General features: G+C 45.3%; 23 protein-coding genes. 4 read left to right on the top strand and 19 right to left on the bottom strand.

Features of this window, described 5'->3' with window-relative positions:
• Nucleotides 1-21: 21 nt before the first annotated feature.
• The 7 genes from BR63_RS01450 to BR63_RS01420 all read right to left on the bottom strand — a co-directional run bounded on the left by BR63_RS01450 (nucleotide 22) and on the right by BR63_RS01420 (nucleotide 3,196).
• Nucleotides 22-534, bottom strand: coding sequence for a M48 metallopeptidase family protein (locus BR63_RS01450; RefSeq protein ID WP_051965910.1), 513 nt, complete (start codon nucleotides 532-534; stop codon nucleotides 22-24).
• Nucleotides 535-686: 152 nt separating this feature from the next.
• Nucleotides 687-1,256 (bottom strand): GNAT family N-acetyltransferase, encoded by a 570-nt coding sequence (locus tag BR63_RS01445; RefSeq protein WP_051965907.1) that lies wholly within the window; start codon nucleotides 1,254-1,256, stop codon nucleotides 687-689.
• A 250-nt stretch (nucleotides 1,257-1,506) separates the two neighbouring features.
• Nucleotides 1,507-2,070, bottom strand: coding sequence for a competence protein ComK (locus BR63_RS01440; protein WP_034423289.1), 564 nt, complete (start codon nucleotides 2,068-2,070; stop codon nucleotides 1,507-1,509).
• Nucleotides 2,071-2,171: 101 nt separating this feature from the next.
• Nucleotides 2,172-2,327, bottom strand: a complete 156-nt coding sequence (locus BR63_RS01435; protein ID WP_081908204.1) for a YvrJ family protein — start codon at nucleotides 2,325-2,327, stop codon at nucleotides 2,172-2,174.
• A gap of 3 nt (nucleotides 2,328-2,330) precedes the next feature.
• The gene (locus BR63_RS01430; protein ID WP_034423288.1) at nucleotides 2,331-2,546 is read right to left on the bottom strand and encodes a hypothetical protein; all 216 of its coding nucleotides are present in this window, start codon (nucleotides 2,544-2,546) and stop codon (nucleotides 2,331-2,333) included.
• A 169-nt stretch (nucleotides 2,547-2,715) separates the two neighbouring features.
• Complete coding sequence (locus BR63_RS01425; RefSeq protein WP_051965906.1) at nucleotides 2,716-2,937, bottom strand: DUF2922 domain-containing protein; 222 nt, start codon at nucleotides 2,935-2,937, stop codon at nucleotides 2,716-2,718.
• Nucleotides 2,938-2,971: 34 nt separating this feature from the next.
• Nucleotides 2,972-3,196 carry a DUF1659 domain-containing protein gene (locus BR63_RS01420; protein WP_034423285.1) on the bottom strand — a complete coding sequence of 75 codons (225 nt, stop codon included), beginning with the start codon at nucleotides 3,194-3,196 and terminating at the stop codon, nucleotides 2,972-2,974.
• A gap of 305 nt (nucleotides 3,197-3,501) precedes the next feature.
• On the opposite strand from BR63_RS01420, the gene BR63_RS01415 reads away from it, so the two are divergent.
• Complete coding sequence (locus tag BR63_RS01415; RefSeq protein ID WP_187142792.1) at nucleotides 3,502-3,906, top strand: OsmC family protein; 405 nt, start codon at nucleotides 3,502-3,504, stop codon at nucleotides 3,904-3,906.
• Nucleotides 3,907-3,938: 32 nt separating this feature from the next.
• The gene (gene dat, locus BR63_RS01410; protein WP_034423280.1) at nucleotides 3,939-4,787 is read left to right on the top strand and encodes a D-amino-acid transaminase; all 849 of its coding nucleotides are present in this window, start codon (nucleotides 3,939-3,941) and stop codon (nucleotides 4,785-4,787) included.
• 25 nt (nucleotides 4,788-4,812) lie between these two features.
• On the opposite strand, the gene BR63_RS01405 is transcribed toward dat, so the two are convergent.
• Complete coding sequence (locus BR63_RS01405) at nucleotides 4,813-5,016, bottom strand: hypothetical protein (protein WP_034423278.1); 204 nt, start codon at nucleotides 5,014-5,016, stop codon at nucleotides 4,813-4,815.
• Between the two features lie 146 nt (nucleotides 5,017-5,162).
• Here BR63_RS01405 and BR63_RS01400 point away from each other — a divergent pair, with 146 nt between their 5' ends.
• The gene (locus BR63_RS01400; RefSeq protein ID WP_034423277.1) at nucleotides 5,163-5,357 is read left to right on the top strand and encodes a DUF1858 domain-containing protein; all 195 of its coding nucleotides are present in this window, start codon (nucleotides 5,163-5,165) and stop codon (nucleotides 5,355-5,357) included.
• A gap of 669 nt (nucleotides 5,358-6,026) precedes the next feature.
• Here the strand turns inward: BR63_RS01400 and BR63_RS01395 are convergent.
• The 7 genes from BR63_RS01395 to BR63_RS01365 form a co-directional block, all read right to left on the bottom strand.
• Nucleotides 6,027-6,728: an N-acetylmuramoyl-L-alanine amidase family protein gene (locus BR63_RS01395; protein ID WP_051965905.1), complete on the bottom strand. Its 702-nt coding sequence runs from the start codon at nucleotides 6,726-6,728 to the stop codon at nucleotides 6,027-6,029.
• A gap of 64 nt (nucleotides 6,729-6,792) precedes the next feature.
• Nucleotides 6,793-7,617: a non-homologous end joining protein Ku gene (gene ku / locus BR63_RS01390; protein WP_034423275.1), complete on the bottom strand. Its 825-nt coding sequence runs from the start codon at nucleotides 7,615-7,617 to the stop codon at nucleotides 6,793-6,795.
• Between the two features lie 159 nt (nucleotides 7,618-7,776).
• A complete protein-coding gene (splB, locus tag BR63_RS01385) occupies nucleotides 7,777-8,799 on the bottom strand; it encodes a spore photoproduct lyase (RefSeq protein WP_034423273.1) in 1,023 nt (340 codons plus the stop codon).
• 215 nt (nucleotides 8,800-9,014) lie between these two features.
• Nucleotides 9,015-10,319: a [Fe-Fe] hydrogenase large subunit C-terminal domain-containing protein gene (locus tag BR63_RS01380; protein ID WP_034423272.1), complete on the bottom strand. Its 1,305-nt coding sequence runs from the start codon at nucleotides 10,317-10,319 to the stop codon at nucleotides 9,015-9,017.
• Nucleotides 10,320-10,325: 6 nt separating this feature from the next.
• Complete coding sequence (locus BR63_RS01375; RefSeq protein WP_243270050.1) at nucleotides 10,326-10,772, bottom strand: ATP-binding protein; 447 nt, start codon at nucleotides 10,770-10,772, stop codon at nucleotides 10,326-10,328.
• Nucleotides 10,759-11,115 carry a DRTGG domain-containing protein gene (locus tag BR63_RS01370; protein ID WP_034423269.1) on the bottom strand — a complete coding sequence of 119 codons (357 nt, stop codon included), beginning with the start codon at nucleotides 11,113-11,115 and terminating at the stop codon, nucleotides 10,759-10,761. The genes BR63_RS01375 and BR63_RS01370 overlap by 14 nt, the downstream gene beginning before the upstream one ends.
• A gap of 254 nt (nucleotides 11,116-11,369) precedes the next feature.
• Complete coding sequence (locus BR63_RS01365; RefSeq protein WP_034423265.1) at nucleotides 11,370-11,828, bottom strand: chemotaxis protein CheW; 459 nt, start codon at nucleotides 11,826-11,828, stop codon at nucleotides 11,370-11,372.
• A gap of 197 nt (nucleotides 11,829-12,025) precedes the next feature.
• Between BR63_RS01365 and BR63_RS01360 the strand changes: the two genes are divergently transcribed.
• Nucleotides 12,026-12,307 carry a hypothetical protein gene (locus tag BR63_RS01360; protein WP_034423264.1) on the top strand — a complete coding sequence of 94 codons (282 nt, stop codon included), beginning with the start codon at nucleotides 12,026-12,028 and terminating at the stop codon, nucleotides 12,305-12,307.
• 169 nt (nucleotides 12,308-12,476) lie between these two features.
• Here BR63_RS01360 and BR63_RS01355 read toward each other — a convergent pair whose 3' ends face one another.
• The 4 genes from BR63_RS01355 to BR63_RS01340 all read right to left on the bottom strand — a co-directional run bounded on the left by BR63_RS01355 (nucleotide 12,477) and on the right by BR63_RS01340 (nucleotide 17,775).
• Nucleotides 12,477-13,214: an SIR2 family NAD-dependent protein deacylase gene (locus BR63_RS01355; RefSeq protein ID WP_207724748.1), complete on the bottom strand. Its 738-nt coding sequence runs from the start codon at nucleotides 13,212-13,214 to the stop codon at nucleotides 12,477-12,479.
• Complete coding sequence (locus BR63_RS01350) at nucleotides 13,204-14,244, bottom strand: alpha-hydroxy-acid oxidizing protein (RefSeq protein WP_034423262.1); 1,041 nt, start codon at nucleotides 14,242-14,244, stop codon at nucleotides 13,204-13,206. Before BR63_RS01350 ends, BR63_RS01355 begins: the two co-directional genes overlap by 11 nt.
• Before the next feature lie 127 nt (nucleotides 14,245-14,371).
• Nucleotides 14,372-15,067 carry a response regulator transcription factor gene (locus BR63_RS01345; RefSeq protein ID WP_034423260.1) on the bottom strand — a complete coding sequence of 232 codons (696 nt, stop codon included), beginning with the start codon at nucleotides 15,065-15,067 and terminating at the stop codon, nucleotides 14,372-14,374.
• 2 nt (nucleotides 15,068-15,069) lie between these two features.
• Nucleotides 15,070-17,775 carry an ATP-binding protein gene (locus tag BR63_RS01340; RefSeq protein ID WP_034423257.1) on the bottom strand — a complete coding sequence of 902 codons (2,706 nt, stop codon included), beginning with the start codon at nucleotides 17,773-17,775 and terminating at the stop codon, nucleotides 15,070-15,072.
• Nucleotides 17,776-17,793 lie beyond the last annotated feature (18 nt).

Here is a 17,793-nt window from a genome sequence, read left to right as displayed (position 1 = left end):
ACCCCTTTTCCTTTAATAATATCAGCGTAACCCGTAGGCGGCTAAAGCTTTCCTGGTTTGTTCATAGTTAGGGCAAGCCTTGCTCACCAGGTTCCAAAATCGTTTATTATGAGAGGCCTCTGCCAGATGACACAATTCATGAGTCACCACATACCATAAAAGTTCTAGAGGCGCACCAATCAAACGATGGGAGATATAAATCTGACGGGATTTCAAACTGCATGTTCCCCAGGTAGATCTCTGCAGGTGAAAGGAAATATTGGTAAACTCAAAATTATAGTAAGCCTTATTAATGGTTTCGGCCAAACGAAAGAGTTCCTGGTCTGTTTTTACCGGTCCCTCCTCCTGGCTAAACTGGTATCCCCTAGCCCAATTGATCTTCTCCGAGAGACGGGCCGTTAATTTACGAATGTGTTCCTCTCTCTCTTCCGGTGTTAAGCGGCTGGAAATCACCAGATGAATGATCCCGTCTACCACTTTCCCCGAAGAATTTTTCTTATCCCGATACTCAACAACAACTCTCGGTATCTTCATTCTTCCTACCACTCCAAGCTTCTTTCTCTTACTAAATCTCTAACCCTGCCTGTCCAACAACACAAGACAAAAGAAAAAACACCTTTCCAGGTGTCAGGTTATCTGATCATAATACTAAGACAAGCCAACAAAGACACTTCTGGATTTCTCTTTTATTTTTTCTTCCATTTGGGGACAATGGGCAAACCTTCGTATTCTTCCCGCAGTAAACCCAAAATCCAGAGGTCCACATACTTTCCTTCCACAAAGGCCTGCTTTCTAATTTTGCCCTCGGCAATAAAGCCAAAACTAATGGCGCTCTTCAAGCCCAGGGAGTTATTTTCGTAGATACGCAGGTAAGCCTTCTCAAAACCTAATTCATAGAAGACCAGATCTAAAAGGAAAATCAGGATATCAACACCATACCCGGCCAAACGCATGTCCTTTTCGCCAATTCCCAGCACGATTTCGGCATTACCGTTTTTCCGGTCAATATGACGTAAACCGGCTACCCCGATGGGCCGCTGGTCTTGTTTTCTTAGTACCATATAGACGACCCGCTCTGTTTTGGGATCTTTAATATCGCCTTTAGCATTTAAAATTTCCTTTTGAATAGAATCTAAAGCCACACTGGCATAATCATCATAAACCAGCCGGAACTCTCTATCCACGTACCACTTTTGTAAAGTAGTTGCATCAGCTTCCTCTAATTGGCGCAAGATTATTTTTCTGCCATACCACATTTTCCCCACCTCGCCAGGAGCATTTTCGCTATTACTATATTTCCACATTACCCTTTTGTTTCCTTTTTCTCATTCCATTATGCCCTAAACTATTAGTGCCATGCAACTCAAATCTATGCTCTATGTGTTAATTATGCTTACCGGGATACATTCCCTTTGCCTAACATCTAACAAAACCAGGCTGGCTTTCAGCCTGGCTTTTGTTCTTATTTTGTTCTTATTTTATTCTCTTCATGGTAAATACTGGCACTTACCTGATGATTTCCTTGAGCAGTGTTCTTAAGGCCTGGCAGGAATAAGGTTCGCGTAAACACATTTCCTCTTCCCTACCGGTGTAATAAAAAATATTGTTCAACTGGCTCTTCAGCAACTGAGCCTGGGCCATAATTAATCTGATACTGCTTACTTTTTGTATACACTTTACTTTAGTCCCATCACGAAAGATGATCTGGCTCTGCCCCTCTGCCAGTTTCTCACAGGCCTCTATTTTCTGCAGGACTATATACCCCCAAGCCCCTTCGTCTTTAGCCAGCGGCACTCTCATCTTCACCGGGAGAAGGATGAAATCAGGCCTTAGGGGTAAGGGTGTAGAGCTTTTACGCCCCAAATAAGGACCGCAGCGTTCCTTCATCGCCGCTACATCAACGGCGAAAATCCTGGCTAAATCTTTTACCACAGTTTTGGTACGCCGTTGTATTACCAGTTCCTTTCCTTCTTCCAGGAGCATTTGTGTACTGTTGCCCCCATTGTTGTCATAAAAAGGTATGAGGCAAAGAATTTCCGGCCAAATCTCTGCTAAATCCTGCTTCAGCATGACAATCACCCCACCTTCATACTCATTTTAACCAAACATATGTTCGGAAGTCAAGGCAAAAAAGTAGTCCTTATCCTCGCGACAAAGCCCTTTTCCTCCCACTAGCACCTACCCTCCTTCCAGCACTGGATAACTTTACTGAGTTCCTGGATAGAGTTGGTTAGATTTTCCAGTTTGCCTTCTACCCGTACTAAAAGATAAATACTTACAACCATGGGGAATCCATAATTCCCCAAATGACTTAACATTTCCTCCATTGCTTAACCCCCTTTCTTAAAATCCCATTCCTCATGAACCATTTCCAACTGCAGGGCCTTTTTCCAGCCCTCCGCACACGTATTGCATAATTCCAGGTCCCCCAGTATCCTGTCTTTATCCCAGAGAATCAGCCTGGCTTCCACCAGGCCTACCAGGTCACAGCAAACACATCTTTTCTTTTTGGGTGTACAGAATAATTGAAACTCTAATTTGGCCATAAGATCACCGCTTTCAGTTACTAGTTATTAGTTATTTAGTTATTAGTGGGCATTATGCTGTCTTCTATGTATCTAGATAACCGGAACCGGTGGACCCGTAATCCAATCATCGCCCAACCGGACTCTGGTCATTGGTCACTGGTTACGGGTCACCGGACACGGTCACACTTTAGACTACCAGGATATCGTTGACATCACGGGTTACGATACGAGCCCCCAAAATTGCGGTGAGGTCCCCACCCGCAGTGGTGATGGCGTTGAGGGCCAGGATCTGCCCCATGGCAGCCTCTACGGACTGGGCCGTCAGGTCATCTTTGGGATCTAGCACCGAAACGGTGATTCTGTTGCCTGCACTGTTTTGAAAAATCATTTCCAGGCGTTTGGTCTGCACTTATTTCACCTCCTTTCCTGAACTGCGTGGAACTTTAGATTTCGGTGAGTTCGAAGTTGTTCATACGGCTCACCTGGTCCAAAGTGTGGACCTGCAAACCGGCCAGTTGCTGGGCCAGGGTGTAAATATCCTGGTCACTGGCAGAGGGCTTGATATTCCCGTAGCTGCGGGTTTTGAATACGGGATTGCCTTTTTCGTCGACGCCTGTTTGCATAATGAGTTTGAGACTGGAATCCTTTAAGGTTGAGAGAACCGGCATTTGTTTTCACCTCCTTCCTGTTACGCTGTCATCATAACACGAACATATGTTCCCGAAAAAATCATTCTGTACATGCAAAAGGGGGTTGGGGTAAACAAAAACCGCCTAAAATCAAGAAGAAAAAGCAAAAACCAGCCGGTTTTTTTCATAAAACTGGCTGGTTTTAGAGACAAACCTTAATTTTTTAGGGCTGCTTAAACTAAATTTACATAATATATTCTTTGACCTTTTTTCTTGACCAGCTGGAAAATACTTTATGCTAGGGAGTATAATAAGTACAAGGAAAAAGAAAGTGGGTGTTGTCTTTGCACGTAAACGTCAAATGGCTGGGTAAAATGGCTTTTCAGGGAACTACTCCGGAAGGTCACAAGATCACGATGGACGCTTCCCCGGACCACGGTGGCGAAAACCAGGGACCCCGTCCTACTGAACTTATTTTACAGGCTGTAGCAGGCTGTAGTGGTATAGACATTGTAGATATTCTAACAAAAATGAGACTGAAGTTAACCACATTAGAAATGGAAGTATCCGGGGAGCGGGCCAGTGAATCCCCCCGCTATTTTACGAAGGTTAATGTACATTATAGATTAGCGGGTGAAGGACTAACCCCCGAAAAGGTAGAAAGGGCCATTTCTCTTTCCCTGGAAAAATACTGTTCTGTATCCAATTCTCTGCGCAGTGAAATAACCTGGAGCTATACTATCAACTAACAACTACCAACTAATACAAGGAGGAAATAAAAGTGAAACCATTAGGTTTTATTGACGGAAAAATTGTGGACATTGATGCTTTGGTAGTTCCCCTGGAAGACCGGGGACATCAATTCGGTGACGGTGTCTATGAAGTTATCATGGCTATCGATGGTAAATATGTGTATTTAAAAGAACATCTTGACCGTATGGAAAGAAGCTGTGGGGAAATTCGCCTTGTTCCTTCTTTTAGCCGGGAAGAGGTGGAAAACTTCTGCCACCAGTTACTGAAGGAATCGGGAATGAACGATGCTATGCTCTACCTCCAGTGGACGAGAGGCGTCTCACCAAGAGTTCATTCCTTCCCTCCCAATACCAGAGCCATCCTTTCCGGCACAATTCGGCCCGCTAAAGTCATTCCTCCCGAGCTCTTTGCCAATGGGGCCAGGGCCATTATGATCCCCGATGAACGCTGGCTGAAATGTCATGTCAAATCCCTCAATCTCCTGGGCAGCGTTTTGGCCAAACAGCTCGCGGTGGAAGCCGGTTGTTTTGAAGCCATCCTGGTCCGTGACAACAAATTTGTCACCGAAGGTTCCAACAGTAACTCCTTTGCCGTAAAGGACAATTGTATATACACGGCTCCCGCCAATAATCTGATCCTAGCCGGTGTCACCCGGGCCGTCGTTATGGCCAAGGCTCAAGAACTGGGTTACACCGTAAAAGAAGAATTTGTCTCCCCGCAATTTTACAAGGAAGCTGACGAAGTTTTCCTCACGGGTACAACCACAGAAGTTATGCCCATCACCATACTGGACAATGAACCGGTAGGCGACGGAAAAGTAGGACCTATTACTCGGAAACTACAAGAGGAGTACTGGAAGCTTATCGGTAAAAAGTAATAGAAAAAGCCCGAAAAATTTCGGGCTACAGGCAGGAGTCATCTACTACTTCACTTTTTAGCGGACCGGTAAATTCAATCATCCCCTGGTTTTCCAGTTCTTTGGCTACCTCGAACATACTGGATCTCTGGTCCTCGGACAGACTCCTCACATAAGTGTTAATCTCTTTGGGGTTCACTAACGCTTTAAACTTCATGCCGCCGAATTTTAAAAATTTTTCCTTTGGCACTCGTTATCACCCCATTTTATATATTTTTCAAAAATAATTTGCGTAAAAAGTAGCAATAATATTCTTAAATACACTCTATGCAATGTTGTTACCTAAGGAAAAATTTGTTATACTTCAAGACGTACTAAACTTAAGGAGGATTTGTCATGAAAATTACCAAAGAAATGTCCATCACTGAAATTGTGCAGAAATACCCCCAGACCGTTGATGTGTTTATGAAGCACGGCATGGGATGCTTAGGCTGCGCTGCTGCCCGCTTTGAAAACCTGGCCCAGGGAGCGATGGTTCACGGTATTGATGTCGACAAACTGGTGGAAGCTTTGAACAAGGCCGTCGAATAGTCTATCTGATTTTATGAAAAAGACCTCTATTTTTGTGATGGAGATCTTTTCATACAACTAAAGGATTTAGCATAAAAATACAGAAGCCTGGCTTATGCCAGGCTTTTTATTGCTGAATGACAAGCTTTATCATATTTCTTGCCTTATTGTCCTAATTTAAGCAATTAAATTCTGATAAAATTATTTAATAATCCCTCAATTGTTACCAGCGCCAGCCGGAAGCTGCTGTCATCAACATAGAGACTAAAGCTGTCAATACAACGGCCCAACGGATCATCACTTTACACTTCCCTTCTTCTCTTAACATTACTTATTGCTACCAGCGCCAGCCGGAAGCTGCTGTCATCAACATAGAGACTAAAGCTGTCAATACAACGGCCCAACGGATCATCACTTTACACTTCCCTTCTTCTCTTAACATTACTTATTGCTACCAGCGCCAGCCGGAAGCTGCTGTCATCAACATAGAAACTAAAGCTGTCAATACAACGGCCCAACGAATCATTACTTTACACCTCCTTAAATTTCTTATAAGTAGATATTCGCTAAAGTTGTCCGTTATCCTTTGGAGAAAAAGGAAATTTTTTGTCGAATATGATAAATTTTGTATTAATTTATGTCCTATTTAGAATTAACATTTATCACCATACTTGCATATTCAAAAATATACTACTCCCTAAAATACCTCAAAATCCCCCGGGCGATGGCTTCGGCTACCTGCTGGCGGAAGGGGGGTGAAGTGAGCAAACTGCGGTCACGGGCATGGGATAAAAAGCCCACCTCAACAATAACGGCTGGAGATCTTGCTGATGACAAAAGATAGTAATCTCCGGGAATAGCCTGGCGTCCCGTGCTGCGGACCTGTACCAGTTCTTCTTGTATCAAGCGGGCCAGTTGCGCACTCCGGCTGTTTCCCCTCTCATAGAAGGTTTGGGGCCCTGAATATTTCCCTTCAGCCTCACTATTGCAGTGAATGCTGACAAAGACATGACCGCCGCTCCGTTCTGCGATATGCGCTCTTTCCCTTAGTCCGGCCAACTGCAGGCTGCCCTGGAAAGGACGATAAGCCATGTTTTTATCCCGGGTCCTTGTCAATACTGGTCTTGCCCCCTCTTTCTTCAAAAGAACTGCCACACGTTTGGTGATGTCGAGATTAATGTCTTTTTCCAGCACTCTCCCCGCTACCGCACCGGGGTCCCTGCCGCCATGCCCGGCATCAAGGCAGATGATCTTGCCCTTTAACGGCCCGGTCCCGTTCAGCGTTGGGACCACCCACTGGACCTCTGTAACCCACCAGAAATAGGTATAAAGCAAAGAAAGACATAATAAGAAGGCGGCTGTAGGCCGCCTCTTCTGGATCAGTGTCAACACTCCTCTCCACCTCTTTACGACCACTTACCCAATTTTTACGCCCCGAGAGGAATGTCTTATGCTACTAGGCTCCTTTTTTCTTTCTTGCCGCCTTCTTTTTTTCCCCCGCTTCTTTCTTTTCTTTCTGGACGGCCTCGATACTGGCTTTAAGCGCTTCCATCAAGTCTATTACTTTGGCAGCTTCCGGCTGGACAGGAACAGCTACCTCTTCCCCAGTAATTTTTGCCTGGATCAACTCCATGAGAGCCTGCCTGTAGTGATTGGTGTATTTCTCCGGCCTGAATTCTGCTGTCAAGTTTTCGATGAGGCTAATAGCCATCTTCAGTTCATTTTCATGAACATTGACTTCCTCCTGTAGTTCCGGGATTAAAGCAGGGTTGCGAATTTCGTCAGGATAAAAAATTGTTTCCATGACCAAACAATTCTCATAAACCCTTAAAAGGGCCAGGGATTCTTTTTGCCGTAAAACCACCCTGGCAATAGCGATGCGTCTCGTTTGTTTCATGGCTTCATAAAGAAGACGGTATGGTCTTATCCCTAAATCGCCGGGAGCTATGTAGTATGATTTGACATAATAGATGGGATCCACTTCCTGTAGGCTAACGAAATCCAAGATTTCGATGGTTTTTAAAGTACTTAAGGGTATTTTCTCCAGGTCTTCTTCCTCGATAATGACATAACGCCCTTTCTCGTATTCATAACCCCTGACCAGGTCCTCACTTTTCAATTCAACGTTACAAACGGGACACACCTTTTCATACTTGATGGGAGATTTGCACTGTCTATGTAAAAAATTAAATTTCACTTCCTTAGGGTCGGTGGCGGTATAAAGCTTGATGGGGATATTAACCAATCCGAAAGATATAGCTCCCTTCCAGATGTTTCGCATCTCAACTCTCCTTTGTAAATACCAATCTTTTTCAGTAATATTTATCCCCTATCCTTGCAAAGAATATGAGTGCAAGGTTAAGCAAGTCTCTCTCATACTCTCTCCCTCCTCAATCATATTAAAGGAAGCCGCGCAAGCGGCTTCCCCTTTTTTTGAAATTCAAACAATATAATCGAGTTCACAATGTGGAAAGCGTAAGGAGAGACGTTCCGTGAAAAATTCTTTCACCTCACTAAACTCAACTTTGGGATAGACGTACTTACCATAACCAAACTGGCCAAACTTGAACTGGCGTTCCTCTTCCTTCATAGGCAGTGTCGTCTTGGGAAAGATGGAAAGAATGTTATTTTTGGCCCGCGCTGTAAAACGATGAGTAATGATCTCAAAGCTTAAGTTCTCCGTGGAGGAGGGCGGTAACTCCTGAGCCAGCGTGTCAATAAGTGCCTGGTAATCCTGCTGCCAACCCTCATAAAGTATCACGGGTGCAATAATAAAGCCCAAGGGATAACGGGCTTTCGCCACCTTAACGGCGGCTGTCACACGCTCCTTTAATCCCGGCGTATTATGCTCGTATCTTTCGATGACAGGCTGGGAATTAAGGCTAAACCGGAACCGGGTATGCCCGGTATGTTCTATCCTTAAAAGTGAGTCCACCTCTGTAAATTTGGTTACAAACCGAAATCGTCCCAGGTTCTCCTTGGCAAAAAACTCAATGGTTTTCGCCAAAGCCCCTGTGTATGCTTCAAAGGGAAGAGGGTCAGAAGTGGCGGCACCTTCAAAGTAAGTGATTTTTGGAGCACGCTCCTTTATATATGCTTGGGCCCTGTCCAGTATTTCTTCAATATTAACATAAACCCGCAGATAGGGCTTTTTTCCCAGCGTGGTGTTGAGATAGCAATATTCGCATTTACCTATACAACTTGTACAAAGGGGAAGCTGGTAGTGGGCGGAGGGTTTGCAGGTCTCAAATTTTAAGGTTTTGCGCACCCCTACCACAAAGGTCTGCTTAGCCTCCATGTAGGCTTCCTGGGGAGTCTTACCTGGAATGCCCGTGACCCGGTTATGGGTCCCAATCATATTGACCGGTATGCCAATCTTTCGGAAATGCCGATAAAGCTCTTCGCCTAAAGGATAATTTAAGGCCTCTTTCTCAAAAAAAACACGCTTAGGTATAAAGGGCATGCTAATACCTCCTTCACGTTTCCTGCTTGTTTAGCATAACCTTTTCCCAAGCGTGGAATGCATATTTACGACTTCCGACATCCGACTGCCGACAATACTGTACTAGAACATGGACTAGGAAGCAATTAAACTCGAAAATCGGATATCGGATATCGGGAGGTGAATCCGTATTCGCCAAAAAAATACGTCGGTTATCGGAAAGCAGATATCGCCCCCTAGCGCGGTTTGCCGATGGAGGGCGGCAGTTTACTGGAGAGCTCCACCATTCTTTCGGCCAGGTCTGTTACCTTCTCCCGCAATTTAAAAATGCAGTCAATTTCTACAGCCAAACCCCTGACGATATCTTCGGCCAGGGCCCGGCAGGTGGGAGCGCCGCAGGAGCCGCAGTCCAGGCCGGGTAAGGCTTTATGAATCTCATCAAGAGTCTCCAGCTTTTGCATGGCCAGAGCTAAATCCTCATCAAGAACCAGTACGCTGCAGGGTTCTATCTTTTCCGTCCAGAAAAATTCACTGCAAGCAAATTCTGGAGCAACTTCCGGATAAGACATACCGTATTTCTTACTTAAATTTTGGATACGTGTTTTACTCAGGTAAGAATTTTCAATAGTTAAGGGGCCTCCCACACATCCACCCATACAGGCCAGTCCTTCTATAAAATCGACTTCTTTCAGTTTACCCATGGCGATATCATCTAAAACACGGACCACATTAGCAATTCCATCTACCGACAGTGTCTGGTTAAACGGTAATAGACGGCTTTCTCCCCCAATTACCGCCCAGCCTATACCGGCTCCGGAAGCCCTTGGTTGTATGGAACCGGAGGCTGTGCTTGCAAGCTGGGCTAAAAGGGGGCCGTAAATATCTGAGATGGCTATGACTCCGTCTACCTGTGATTTTTTCACCCCCAAAGGATTTTTTACACTGGTCACTTTAGCTGCACAGGGTGAGATAAAGAAAACACCCACCTGCTCTACAGGGTATCCTTCCTCTTCCAGCTCTTTTTTAGCCAGTCGCGCGGATATTTCCATAGGCGATTCGATGGGGATAACATGTTCTAAAAGCTCAGGATAACGGACCTGTATGAGCCTCAGGACCGCAGGACAAGCCGCAGAAATCACAGGTTTGGGTAAGGCATGGTTTTCCAGATATTTTACCAGAACTTGCGTAGCGATCTCCGCACCCCTTGCCACTTCCCAAACCCTGAAAAAACCGAGATTCAACAGGCCCTGAATAATCTGGTCCACTTTAAACTTATGAGAAAACTGGCTGTATAGTGTAGGGGCGGGCAAGGCTACAGGATAAGGGTATGCTTTTATTATTTCCAAAGGGTCTGTGAGAGCCCTTTTGGCATGATTATGGCAAACCCGGATACACTCACCGCAATCAATACAACGTTCGTCTATAATTTTGGCTTTACCTTCCCGTACCCGGATAGCCTCTGTGGGACAGCGTTTAATGCAGTTCGTACACCCCATGCACTTGTCTTTTTCCAGGGTAACAGAGTGAAAGTAGGCCGCCATAAGAAATCACTCCTTCACCGCTATCAGGATTCTTAAAACCGTTCCTTTACCCTCTCCCGATTCAATGATAAACTCTGTGGCGCAGTTTTGGATATTGGGCAGCCCCATACCGGCGCCGAACCCCATTTCCCGTACTTTATCCGGGGCTGTGGAATATCCTTCTTCCATAGCCAGAGCAATATCGGGGATACCCGGCCCCCTATCCCTGGCAACTATTTTCACATGCTCAGGGCCAATCTCCGCTTCCAACTCCCCTCCCCAGGAATGAATAACGATATTCATTTCCGCTTCATAGGCCGCAATGGCTACACGCCTGATCAGGGGACCGGGGAAACCCAACTGGCTAAGCACCTTTTTTATTTTGGAACTGGCTTCACCTGCCCGGATAAAGTCACCCTGCTCCACAGTAAAATGCAATTTTAAAGGTTTAAACTGTTTATTATCGTCCATCATCTAAACCACACCGCAAACCGTTCTTAAATAAAATCCCGCAGGTGGTAAACATAGAATAGGGTGTCAATATCGTAAGTAAATGCTTTTCTTTAGCTAACTCGAGTACCTCAGGGGCGGGCCGTTTATTCTGTACAAAGATAATGGCTTCAATATCACTCATTTCCGCCGTCCTCACTACCTGGAGGTTATTCAGTCCGGTAATAAGGAGTGCCTTTTCCCCGGCATTGGCCAGTACATGGCTCATCAGGTCTGATGCACAGGCACCCTGAACTTCCATCCCCATTTTGTCTCTACCGGTCAAAACCTCTCCCTGCAGCCAATCGCAGATGTCTTTCAATAACATCTTCTTCCCTCTTTCTTTTCCAATACTCCTAACAGAACTTTCTTTACGTGAAGGGAAAAATCCTGCTGTACAAAGGAAGTTTGTGAAAAAAATCTTTAATAGCACCGCTTCTCACTACGACTTCCGCTATCCGCTTTCCGTTTCCGAAATTTTTTTAAAAATAAAAGAAGCCATTCCCCTGGATTAAGGGTGTGACTTCTACCAACTAACAACTACCAACTACCAACTAACAACTAACAACTACCAACTACCAACTAACCTGCCGTCGCCTGGATTTGCTGCTTTTCCTCCAGGGAAAAAGCTTTAGTCAAATCCAACAGGATTAAGAGCCTGTCCTCCAGTTTTCCTATCCCTTTGACACCGTTTCCGGAGGACATTTGCATAATGATGGCGGGAGGCGGGTCTATCATGGTTTCATTAAGCCGCAGTACCTCCGATACCTCATCGGCCATAATGCCCAGTACCTGATTGCCCAGGTCAATGACGATAATCCTGGTATTATCACCTGTTTCCGTTTTAACACCGTAAAACCTTTTTTTTAAATCAACGACAGGAATTATCCGGCCCCTTAAGTTAATAATACCCTCTACAAACTCCAAACTTTGGGGCAACCTGGTAATTTCCTGCATATGGACTATCTCTTGTACGTTTTTAATTTCAATACCGTATTCCTCGGTATGTAATTTAAATACCACAAACTGCTGGTCCGCCACACAGCCTCACTCCTTACAAGAATATTTTTCCCTTTAACTTTTATTTCGCTGTATTTTATATCTTTCCTCCTATTTTTTGCTTTTCTGACAAATTTTTAGCAAAAAAGTGCATGAAGAAAGTTCTTATCGCCAGCAGGTTTTTTGTATCTTCTCGCGAAACTAATATGTTAATAACTATTCTGACGGAGGTTGAAGCATTGGAAGACTGGAAAGGACTTTTACTCATTCTTTATATGGTCTTTTTATTTTACGCTTTTACTGTGGGCCGCCGGTGGCGCCACTACTATCAAACTAAAAGATTAATTAAGGACCTGGAAAAGTATTTTGGTCAAGAATTGCCTTATTACAAAAAGCAGCGGGATCAAAAGAACGTCAACTGGGAAAGGGTTCTCCAGATGCTTAGGAAAGAACCCACTACCCCCGAGGTAGCCCGTCTCAAAGAACAGGTGAAGAAGAGAGTGGGCGCAGCAGTGAAGTAATAATAGTTCGCAGTTGGCAGTTGGCAGCAGTTTAGCAACTAGTTACTAGTTGCTAGTTACTAGTGATTTCCATCGGCAGTCGGATGTCGGAAAACGGAATACATTTACGGTTCACTGTTTACGGTTTACGGTTCACGAATGTAATGCCTAAGACGAAATAAAGTCCCTCTCAAACAGAGAGGGATTTTATTTTTGCATATAACTCTTCTAATACTTCCCCGGCTTTCCCACGTATGACTAAGTGGGCCTGGTCATCCATATCCGTTGGTTCCAGGTTGATAAAGGCAAGCCTGGCCCCCACATCACGGGCCAGCAAAGGAAAATAATTGGCCGGTGAGACTTCTAACGAAGAACCGATGACCACAAAAAGTTTGGCTCTTCTCGTTTCCATATCGGCCTGGCGCAGAGCCTCAGAGGGTAAAGTTTCCCCGAACAGCACCACACCGGGTTTTAGCTTGCCGCCACAGGCTCTACATGTGGGAAAGTCCTTTTCTTCCAGGGCTTTGCTGCTGTACTTTTCACCACAGTCTAAACATACAGCCTCTCCCAAATTACCATGGAGTTCGATTACTCGTACGGCTCCCGCCTTCTGGTGCAGCCCATCCACGTTTTGTGTAATAATGGCATTTAAAAGCCTTTCTTTCTGCAGTTGGGCCAGGACCAGGTGACCTTTATGGGGCTCGGCCTTATTTAGCCCGGCTAATCTCATCCTGTAAAACTCATAAAACTCGCCGGGATTAGCAAATAAAGCGGAAATGGAAGCTAGCTTGCGGGGGTCTTTTTCTTTCCACAAGCCCTTAGGTGAGCGGAAATCAGGCAGACCAGATTCCGTACTCATCCCGGCTCCGGTAAGGACTACGCGATAACCGGCATCAACCCACCAGCTGGCAATAGTCTCAATCGACAAAACCTCTCCCCCTTTTTTCCCGCAGGATGTCAAAATGAACATCATGGACAGAAGTCGTACCGGTCATAATCATAGCCACGTATAACTCATTGTAAACCTGATCCAAGGCAAGTTTCACGCCCAGGGCACCGGCACCCACAGCCCCAATGGCTAAAGGCCGTCCCATCATGACAGCGTCAGCCCCCAGGGCCAGGGCTTTCAAGACATCCCAACCGTTACGAATACCGCCATCCATCAGGATAGTAATTTTCCCTTTAACCATGTAAGCTATGCCTGGCAATACTTCAGCCGTTCCCAGTGTCCAGTCCAAGACCCGCCCGCCGTGGTTAGAAACAACAATAGCCTTTGCTCCGGCCTGAACCGCTTTCTCTGCTTCTTCCGGAGTCATGACACCCTTAAGGATTACGGGAAGTTTGGTCGCCTTCGTTATTTCCTGGAGTTGGGCTAAAGTCTTAGGTTCTACCTTTTGCCCTGCTGCTCTCATATTAATTAATCCCGCAGCATCAATGTCTATCCCCACAGCTTTACAGCCAGCTTCTTCAGCCATCTTAATCCGTTTAATGATTTCTTCCTGTTCCCGGGGTTTAATAATGGGGATACCCCAACCGTTTAACGTGTTAATTTTCTCCAAACCGTACCTGAATATACTTAAATCAGGCCCATCGCCAATTTGGCCTATGATCCCCGCCTGGTGGCACCCGTTGATAAAGGCATCGGCCAGTTCCTCGTCACTGATAACCCCTTTATAATTGAGTTTACCGCCACCTATGGCTGCACCCAAGACAGGCATCCTCAAAGTGTTTCCGAAAAAATCCCAGGTTAGTGAAGGGTCTGCCACATCATGCATGGTCCTTAGATTGAGAAAACAATTAGCCAGGGCCTCCACATTTCTTTTAAAACTGCTTCCGGTACCAATGCCGCCCACACCGGGTACTTGACCGGCACAGGCTCTACCATCGCATACCCTGCATACCTGGCAAATACCTGCCAGCTTCTCTTTAGCTTTGGCCCTCACTTCTGCCAAATTCATCTCTTTCCCTCCAAATTATCCCTCTATCTTTTAATATATATTATAATATTTCGCCACTTTCACGTTTTTTCCTACTGCTAACGAAAAAAACAATGACGAGGTAAAAAATTACCTCGCCCCTTTAAACTTATTTTACATTTCTAATCATATAACCCACACCGCTGCACGTCACAATATACTCGGGATTACCAGGGTCAGCTTCAATCTTCTGCCGTAATCTACCGATGCTGACGCGCAGGTAGTGGGTGCACTCCTTATATTCACTGCCCCATACGGCCATCAGGAGTTCCTCATGGGGTACTACCTTGTCCACATTGTTGGCAAGATAGGTTAAAAGCTTAAACTCAGTAGGTGTTAAATGCACAGGCTGGTCATTGATTACTGCCTGTCTCTGGGCCATGTCAATCAGTAAATTACCAATTTTGATTTTATCCGTATTGGTCTGGGTAATATTGGCCTTAGCCCGGCGTAATACGGCATTAATGCGAGCCAACAGCTCCTCTACGGCAAAAGGCTTTGTAATATAATCATCGGCTCCGGCATTTAATCCTTCCACGGCATCCTGGATATCATTCTTAGCTGTGATCATGACGATAGGTACATCGGAAACCTGCCTGATCCGGCGGCAGACCTCTAAACCGTCTATTTCCGGAAGCATGATATCGAGAATAATCACATTGGGATTCACAGCATGGAACTGTTCCAGAGCTTCCGTTCCCGTTGTGGCGGAAGCCACCTCAAAACCACTTGCGCGCAGGTTGACCCGTACGAAGCGCAAAATATTGGATTCATCATCTACCACTAAAGCTACAGGTTTTTTCATCCTCATTCCTCCTCTATCAACTCACATGGTATCGTGAAATAAAATTTACTGCCGTGTCCCAAGCTGCTTTCCACCCAAATAGAACCGCCATGGGCCTCAATGATACCTTTAGCAATGGCCAGTCCCACACCACTTCCCCCAATTTTTTGCGTCCAGCTGCTGTTCACCCGGTAAAATCTTTCAAAAATCGCCTGATGATGTTCTTTAGCGATCCCAATCCCCTGATCAGCCACACTTACTTTAATGTGCTTTTCCCCTGGAAGGTATTCGGCAGTAATGTGTATCACTTGATGGGGCGGTGAATACTTAATAGCATTTTCCAGGAGATTATTAAGTACCTGTTCAATTCTTCTTTCATCCAATGGTACAAAGGGCAAGTGTCGTGAATAAGTCGTGGTGATCCTGGCCTCGGGATACCTTTGTTGAAAACGGTTGATAACCCTGTTAATGACCTTAGTAACATCTGCAGAATGTATATCTAATTTTAGTACACCTGCCTCTATTTTAGACATATCCATAATATTGTCAATTAATTCTCTTAAGCGCTGGCTTTCATTAACGATAGCGTGAATAAATTCATCACGTTCTCCGGGATTCCACACTACGTCCTGCCTCAGCAAGGATTCGGCACTTCCGCGAATGGTAGTGAGGGGAGTGCGCAGTTCATGAGAAACAGTGGAAAGGATAGAATTTTTTAAGGAATCGACCTCTTTTTCCCGCGTAATATCCCGGGTGATATAGCCATAACCCAGGAAACCTTCACTTGAAGAAACAGGGAAGCCCTGGATCAGGTAATAACGGGTTTTCCCGCGGTGCGTTACCGCTGCTTCCCGCGGCGGACCAATCCTTTGTTCAAAATAGTCCTCCATCATTTCCGCGACAGGTATCACTATTTTTACTTCGGGATGGGCCTGCTGGTATAGTTCTTTTACGTCTAAACCCTGCCAGGACGCATTTTCCAGATGAAATATCTGTAAAAATACGGGATTGACATAGACTATCTTTTGCCTGGTGTCTACCAGGATTAAGCCCTCATGCATACTGTTGATGACCGCTAAAAAGGTATGATGTTCCTGGTTTATTTTATTGAAAAGGGATACGTTGCTGATCACTACCCCCAACTGACTGCTGATAGCCTGTAAAATTGAGAGGTCATCCTGAGAAAAGCGTCCCAACTGGCGGGTGGACAGGGTAATGGCGCCTAAGATGTTATTGTTATAAATAATGGGGACACTAATCAACGACCGGAGATTAGTTTTACGGAAAGAAATGGGAATCCGTTCTTCATGTGACCCCATATTGTCAACGATAATCGGTGTACCGGTTTTAATAACCTGCTCGCTAAAACTCCCGGTGTAATCAGTATATACCAATTTATCCCCGTCGGGGTAGTCAATACGCCAAATTGCCGGTTTTAGTTCATTTTCTTCCTCGTTTTTTAAAAATATTGTAGATATTTCTACCCCGAAAAGCGCCTTGATTTCCTCTAATACATCACGCAGCACGTCCATCAGATTGTTTGTACTGCTTACTGAGGAAGCTACCGCATAAAGAGCGGCCAGCTCCTTATTCTTCCTCACCAGTTCCCTGGTCCGGGTCTTCACACGATGCTCCAAATCCGCACCGTGTTTTTTTAGAAGGAAGTTTATCTCCTCCAGGCTTTGGGCCATAGAGTTAAAATTACTGCTAAGTTCATATATTTCCAGGGGCAGGCTATTATCCAGGTGAACCCTGTAAGCAAGATTCCCCTGGGCCAATTCCGAACTGGCCTTGTTCAGGTGTTTCAAAGGCTTGGAAATATTGACAAGCAAAAGATGTCTTATGACCACAATAACAATAATGCCTAAGATTATGATACCCAGGGAAAGTCCGGCAGCCTTGTATACCGGTGCAATTACTTCCTGGCGGGGTGCAGCTACCCAGAGCCCCCAGCCGGCGGGTGAAAGGGTAACAAAGCTGGCAATTTCCGTGCGCTGGTAAATAGGTGAGTAATATTCATAAGTGCCATGGGTCTCTTGGCGCAAAGCCGATAAAACGGGTAAAGTCATTTCGTTAAAGTTCAGCGAGGGGACGGCGGGATGATAGATCACAAGGTTATTGGCATCAACCAGTACGGAGTACCCGGAAGGATATACTTTTTGTTTCTGTAAAAGCCTGTCCAGGTATTCCATATTCAGGGTGGCCGCGATGATTCCCGTGGAACTTGACCCGCGGGCAGAAAAAGGAACGATAAGAAATATATTTCTCTGCCGGCCGCTTGATGTTTCCTCTAAGCCAAAGAGCGCCTTAACATTGCCAAACTGGGAATAGGACATCCTTTCCTTCTCCAGCCTTTCCCAGCCTTTCCCTTTTCCAAAAAGAACATGCTCCGTATTAGAACTCAAATTCCATTCCGCTGTTTCTACATATACTTCGGAAAACCCGGGGTAGTGTTTAGCCACCTGTCCTACCAATTTTTTTAGTTCCTCGGGCGGCACATGGAGCTGTTTCATTTCGGCAGCCAGAGTTTCCAGAGCTAAAACATGCTGGTTAAAAAAGGTTTGGACCTCACCGGAGAGGTGGGCTGCCAGGGCTAAATGCTGTCTTTTCAGGTTTTCCCCTTCGTGAATAAGGTTGAAGGTTAGGGTAAAACCCAGCAAGACAATAGGTATGAGTGCCAGAAACGCAATGACACTTACGTAATGATTGATGTGGAGGTACTTCTTCAAGGATCAACTCCTCCTTGT

The organism is Thermanaerosceptrum fracticalcis, assembly GCF_000746025.2.
GTDB lineage: Bacteria > Bacillota > Peptococcia > DRI-13 > DRI-13 > Thermanaerosceptrum > Thermanaerosceptrum fracticalcis.
The sequence above is the reverse complement of the archived record's forward strand: the minus strand, read 5'-3'. Positions and strand labels throughout refer to the sequence as shown.

Coding starts and splice junctions, on each gene's coding strand:
- BR63_RS01370 (WP_034423269.1), bottom strand. CDS start 11,115: ATGTTATTGAAAGACATCTGCGATTGGCTGCAGGGAGAGGTTTTGACC.
- BR63_RS01400 (WP_034423277.1), top strand. CDS start 5,163: ATGAAAATTACCAAAGAAATGTCCATCACTGAAATTGTGCAGAAATAC.
- BR63_RS01375 (WP_243270050.1), bottom strand. CDS start 10,772: ATGATGGACGATAATAAACAGTTTAAACCTTTAAAATTGCATTTTACT.
- BR63_RS01450 (WP_051965910.1), bottom strand. CDS start 534: ATGAAGATACCGAGAGTTGTTGTTGAGTATCGGGATAAGAAAAATTCT.
- BR63_RS01445 (WP_051965907.1), bottom strand. CDS start 1,256: ATGTGGTATGGCAGAAAAATAATCTTGCGCCAATTAGAGGAAGCTGAT.
- ku (WP_034423275.1), bottom strand. CDS start 7,617: ATGCGAAACATCTGGAAGGGAGCTATATCTTTCGGATTGGTTAATATC.
- BR63_RS01350 (WP_034423262.1), bottom strand. CDS start 14,244: ATGAATTTGGCAGAAGTGAGGGCCAAAGCTAAAGAGAAGCTGGCAGGT.
- BR63_RS01380 (WP_034423272.1), bottom strand. CDS start 10,319: ATGGCGGCCTACTTTCACTCTGTTACCCTGGAAAAAGACAAGTGCATG.
- BR63_RS01430 (WP_034423288.1), bottom strand. CDS start 2,546: ATGGCCAAATTAGAGTTTCAATTATTCTGTACACCCAAAAAGAAAAGA.
- BR63_RS01440 (WP_034423289.1), bottom strand. CDS start 2,070: ATGCTGAAGCAGGATTTAGCAGAGATTTGGCCGGAAATTCTTTGCCTC.
- splB (WP_034423273.1), bottom strand. CDS start 8,799: ATGCCCTTTATACCTAAGCGTGTTTTTTTTGAGAAAGAGGCCTTAAAT.
- BR63_RS01435 (WP_081908204.1), bottom strand. CDS start 2,327: ATGGAGGAAATGTTAAGTCATTTGGGGAATTATGGATTCCCCATGGTT.
- BR63_RS01345 (WP_034423260.1), bottom strand. CDS start 15,067: ATGAAAAAACCTGTAGCTTTAGTGGTAGATGATGAATCCAATATTTTG.
- BR63_RS01420 (WP_034423285.1), bottom strand. CDS start 3,196: ATGCCGGTTCTCTCAACCTTAAAGGATTCCAGTCTCAAACTCATTATG.